Here is a 334-nt window from a genome sequence, read left to right as displayed (position 1 = left end):
GCAACCAGCTTTCCTGACCGCAGATGAGGCTCAGCCAGATAGGCAGGAATTTGGCCAAAACACATGCCTGCCAGGGTGGCTTCCAATTCCGTATCTGGATCATCACAGATAAGCGCTGGCTGCCTGGGCGCGAACGTTTGCCCGTCGGCAAATAGCCAAGGCCAAGGGCGGCCATTTTTCCGGTCGATCAGGACTGAAAGTGGCAGCTTAGCTAAGGCATCCAAAGATTCAGGTGGTGTCTTTTGGCCTATGAGAGACGGGCACGCGACAACGTAAAACGGCACGGGAGCTAAGGCACGTGCAACGTAGCGCCGGTCGCGAATAACCCCCACCC

General features: G+C 56.9%; 1 protein-coding gene. It reads right to left on the bottom strand.

Annotated elements, in window-relative coordinates; translation table 11 throughout:
• Positions 1-334 (bottom strand): LysR substrate-binding domain-containing protein (locus RT21_RS23500; protein WP_256203922.1); only part of this gene is annotated, 334 nt, incomplete at both ends.

Origin of the sequence: Pseudomonas sp. 10B238 (genome assembly GCF_000970615.1) — a bacterium.
Classification (GTDB): Bacteria; Pseudomonadota; Gammaproteobacteria; order Pseudomonadales; family Pseudomonadaceae; genus Stutzerimonas.
The sequence above is the reverse complement of the archived record's forward strand: the minus strand, read 5'-3'. Positions and strand labels throughout refer to the sequence as shown.